Source organism: Acidiphilium iwatense (assembly GCF_021556475.1).
GTDB lineage: Bacteria > Pseudomonadota > Alphaproteobacteria > Acetobacterales > Acetobacteraceae > Acidiphilium > Acidiphilium iwatense.
In genome coordinates this window covers 1-4,422 of sequence record NZ_JAKGBZ010000099.1, presented here as the reverse complement: position 1 = coordinate 4,422, position 4,422 = coordinate 1, and the positions used below count along the sequence as shown (strand labels likewise).

Sequence of the window (4,422 nt, the reverse complement as noted above, 5' to 3'; positions counted from 1 at the left end):
GAAAACCGCGCCCCAGAAGGCTTCCAGCACTTGGTGCACCCGCACGCATGGTTGTGCGCAACCTGCGCGTCAACCCGAACCTCAACCCGATGGCTCGGACAGTGACACCGCAGCGTCCCACCCCCAAATCCCTTCACACCCCCACCAAAAACCCCCTGATCCACCAACGGATGTATCGTTACAGGCATTTGCGGTTTCCTCCTGTTGAACGATCGGGACGGGCATTTCGGCCCGTGCACCGACCTGTTGATCCCCTTGAAGTAGATCCGTCCGCGTTAGTGTTTCGGCGTGCCGGTGCCCACCACCGCGACGCTGCGCGCCTTGGTATACTGATAGATCGCATGGATCTGGTGCGGCGAGAAAAAGCCAGCCCAGCTCGGCATCCCTTTCGATTTGACGCCGGTCATCGCGATGCTGACAAATTTGCTTTCTTTCATGCCGTTAGCCAGCGAGCGGCGCAAATTCGGCGCATACGACCCCCCCACCGCATCCTCGCCATGGCAGCGGAAGCAATAGGAGTTGAACAGCTCGTAACCGCGAAACACCTCCGGCGTGACTTTCTTGGTGCCGGCCTGATAGATCGGGAACGAGGTCGAGAGCGTCTTGCCCTTCACCGTGTAGCTGTATGTCTTGCCGCTCGCCGCTTCCGCCGCCGCCGTCTTGGTTTTCTTGAGCGACAGAATCCAGGAGATGATTTCCTTGATCTTCGCATCGCTCAGTTGCGGATGCGGCGGCATCGGCACCTTGCCCCAGGTGCCGACATGGCCTTTCTTCACCGCATTCACCAGCGTCGTCTCCGCGCCTTTCTTGCCGGCGAATTTCGCGGCGACCGAGGTGAACGCCGGCCCGACGATTTTCTGATTGATCGCGTGGCACGAAAAGCAGTCGCTGCCCTTGGCGATCGTCTCGCCCTTCGGCATCGCGCCGCCCGACGACGTATCGGCGGCGAACCCCGCCACCGCGATGAGCCCCGCCGCCGCCACACCGATAACGCTCGCGCCGATGATGTTATACCTTGCCTTCATGCGTCCTGCTTTCTCGTCCTGTCTGTTCGTCACTGGTTGGAAAAATTCACGTGGCGCGGATTGGGATAGAGCTTGACGTCGTATTTCGCCAGCACCGCGGCGAGCTGCGCCTTATGCGCGGCGATCACCTTGTTCAGCTCCGCTTTCAGCGCGGTATCGTGCTTGCGCACGCCCATCGCCATGCCATAGGTGTAGTTCACCGCCGGCAGGCCTGGCCCATATTCCTCGGACGGCACACGCGCGATCTGAAGGTCGGGATAATCCTTCAGGAAATAGCCGATCGCCGGCTCCCAGGTGATCATCACGCCCACTTTGTCGTCCTGCACCGCCTGCAACATCGATTTCGGCGAGGCGTTCGGGTTGCTCGCGATATGGAACGGCACTGAATTGTTGATCAGGCCTAGCATCTTCATCGCGGTCTCCGGCGTCGTCCCCGCCTCGAAACCGATCTTGATCGACCGCATCGACACCGAATTCATCGAGCGGATATGGTAGTGCTTGTCCTTGCGGGTGACGAACACGTAGGACGAATAGTAGTACGGCTTGGTATAACCCTCCTCGTTATCCCCGTAGGGCAAATTCATCACCACGTCGCATTTTTTTGCGTCGAGATTTTCCGCCAGGAAATTGGAAAACCCGCCGCGCGCGCGATAGCTCGCCCAGCGGTATTCGAGCTTGCGGCCCATCGCCTTGGCGACCAGTTCGGCCACCTTGTTCTCGAAACCTTCGCCGGCCTTGTTTGAATAGGGCATGTAGTTCGGATCGGCGCAGACCCGCAGCACATGGCTATCGGCGGTCGGCGCCGAATTCGCGGCCTGGGCGAACCCGCCAACCGAAACGGTGATAGCGGCCGCGCTCACCGCCGCCGCTCTGGCCTGCCTCGCCCAGCCTGACATTGTCCACGACATCGGGACGTCCTCCATGATGTTACCGGCCATCTATTGCACAATCCCAAACCGGCTGTGAAAAAAATCCAGCCTGGGCAGGGGAGAAACCCAGGCTGGATCGCCGGCTGACGTCAGTGCGCGCTCGCCACTTTCGACGGGAGAGCAAAGACCATCAACGTGCCGCCAAGGTTGGTGTAGTCGGTCAGGGTCGCATTCAGGCCGACCGCGCCCAGACCGGCGGAGCTTTTGTGCAGGTGGTTGGTCATGCCGATCGCCGCCCAGCCGCCGACTCCACTCAGGATCGCGACGTATTGCTTGCCGTCATGCATGTAGGTCATCGGGTTGCCGATGATGCCCGAGGGCGTCTTGAACTGATACAGGATCTTGCCCGTCTTCAGATCGACCGCCCGGAACATACCTTTCAGCGTGCCGTAGAAGCCGACGCCGCCGGCCGTGGTCAGCGCGCCGCCCCAATCCTGGAACATGCTGTGGATCGACCACGTGGCCTTGCCGGTCATCGGATCATAGGCGATGAACCGGCCACGATAGCCGCCCGGTCCAGGGACCATGTTCACGATCGCGCCGACGAACGGGAACCCGGCCTTGTACTTCACGTTGAACGCCTGGTAGCTCATGCACAGATGGTTCAGCGGCGCATAGAACAGCTTGGTGGTCGGATCGTAGGAAACCGGCTGTTCATCCTTGTCGCCCTGCGAGGCCGGGCAGATATCCTTCACGTTCTTGTTGGCCGTGGTCATCTTCGCCGGATCGACGATCGGCTCATGGGTCTTCGGGTTGATCCCGGTCGCCCAGTTCACCGATTTGTCGTATTTGTGGATCGCGATCGGCGCGCCGGTTTCCCGGTTCATCACATACGAGAAGCCGTTGCGGTCGAAATGGACCAGCGCCGGCACCGTCTTGCCGTGATCATCCACATTGACCAGAACCATCTCGTTGACGCCGTCATAGTCCCAGCCGTCATGCGGGGTCATCTGGTAAACCCATTTCGCCGCGCCGGTCTCCGGGTTGCGTGCGAAAATGGTCATCGACCAGCGATTCTTGCCGGGCCGCTGGGTCGGGTTCCAGGTGCCGGGATTGCCGCTCCCGTAATACATCAGGTTGAGTTTGGGATCATAGGAGAACCAGCCCCAGGTCGTGCCGCCGCCGATCTTCCACTCGTTGCCCTTCCAGGTCTTCAGGCTGGAATGCGGCCCGACCGGCTTGCCCGTCGCACCGTTGATCGTGTGGGAGGCGCTGATCAACATGTCCTTGTTCGGGCCTTCGCTATAGGCGCGCCAGACCCTCTTGCCGGTCTTGACGTTGTAGGCGGTGATGTAGCCCCGCACGCCGTATTCGCCGCCGGAAACCCCGACGATCACGTTGTCCTTCACCACCATCGGCGCGCCGGTCATCGTCTGGCCCTTGGTCGGATGGGCGTTCTTCGCCTTCCACACCACCTTGCCGGTCTTGGCGTCGAGCGCATAGACCATGCCGTCCAGGGCATCGACGAAGATCATGCCGTCGCCATAGGCCGGCCCGCGATTGACCACGTCGCAGCAGGCAACCGGCGGGGCGTTGGAATCGCGCGGCGGCTCGAACTTCCAGGCGATCCGGCCGGTGTGGTTGAGATCGATCGCATAGACGTAGTTCGGATACGAGGTCTGGTAGTACATCATGTTGCCGATCACGATCGGCTGGCCCTCCAGCCCGCGATCGGTCCCGGTCGACATCGACCACGCAACCTGCAGATCCTTCGCGTTGCTGGTGTCGATCTGCTTCAGCGTGCTGTAGCGCCAGTTATTGTAGGTGCCGGTCGGCATCACCCAGTCATTGGCGTTTTTCTGCATCGTCAGCAGCGACTCGCTGGCCGACGCGCTCGAGGATTGGGCATGAGCGCCGAGCACGAAGGCGCCGGCACCGAGCACGCCGAGCGTCGCGATCAGCAGCGAACGGCTCAACGATGTTCGTCCTAGTTTCTTCATCACGTTCCTCCATGTGCGCGGCACCGCCGGAACCGGCAGCGACCGCAAACCATTCATCTGGAACCGGATTCGCCCGGCCATTCCAGCTAAAGCAAAAATCGCGCCAAATCTCAATCTGGCCTGGCGCGCCAGAATCGCTGACAAATCCACGTGCTGTCGCGGGCAGATGTGAACATGATGTAACGCCCCATCACACCGGCGTGACACTCTGTTCCAGAAACAGAACATCGTGCTGATTTTCCTTGCGCCAGGTCCGACGGCGCGCGATGCTCCCCGCGGCCTTCAAAAAGAACCATCGCATCAGGGGAGAAGTCAGCATGTCCCGCGCCTGCAGTGCGGAGCGGTGGCTTGTCGATCGGCGGACCATGGCGCCCGAAGGGCTGGCCAGCGGCGGTCGTCCTGGCGACCGGCCCTTGCTGCGCGAGGCTTATATCGAGGCGGCCTGGAAGCGCTGCCATGACGATTACCGGCTCGACCCGCATTCAGCGCCCAGTGGCGAACATATCGGCGGTACGGCGCTGAAACACC

The 4,422-nt window shown here is 61.2% G+C and carries 5 protein-coding genes; 1 reads left to right on the top strand and 4 read right to left on the bottom strand.

The window, feature by feature from the left end:
- Positions 1 to 275 precede the first annotated feature (275 nt).
- The 4 genes from L2A60_RS19875 to L2A60_RS20705 form a co-directional block, all read right to left on the bottom strand.
- Positions 276 to 1,058, bottom strand: coding sequence for a c-type cytochrome (locus tag L2A60_RS19875; protein ID WP_235706197.1), 783 nt, complete (start codon positions 1,056 to 1,058; stop codon positions 276 to 278).
- Entirely contained in the window at positions 1,055 to 1,933 is an 879-nt protein-coding gene (locus L2A60_RS19870) for a quinoprotein dehydrogenase-associated putative ABC transporter substrate-binding protein (RefSeq protein ID WP_235706196.1), read from the bottom strand. The genes L2A60_RS19875 and L2A60_RS19870 overlap by 4 nt, the downstream gene beginning before the upstream one ends.
- A gap of 110 nt (positions 1,934 to 2,043) precedes the next feature.
- Positions 2,044 to 3,870 (bottom strand): methanol/ethanol family PQQ-dependent dehydrogenase, encoded by a 1,827-nt coding sequence (locus tag L2A60_RS19865; protein ID WP_329603618.1) that lies wholly within the window; start codon positions 3,868 to 3,870, stop codon positions 2,044 to 2,046.
- Positions 3,871 to 4,084: 214 nt separating this feature from the next.
- Positions 4,085 to 4,213 (bottom strand): hypothetical protein, encoded by a 129-nt coding sequence (locus tag L2A60_RS20705; protein ID WP_268920350.1) that lies wholly within the window; start codon positions 4,211 to 4,213, stop codon positions 4,085 to 4,087.
- Between L2A60_RS20705 and L2A60_RS19860 the strand changes: the two genes are divergently transcribed.
- Positions 4,212 to 4,422, top strand: a 211-nt coding sequence (locus L2A60_RS19860) for a hypothetical protein (protein WP_235706194.1), incomplete at its 3' end; no start/stop codon positions are given. The two genes, L2A60_RS20705 and L2A60_RS19860, sit on opposite strands and share 2 nt — an antisense overlap.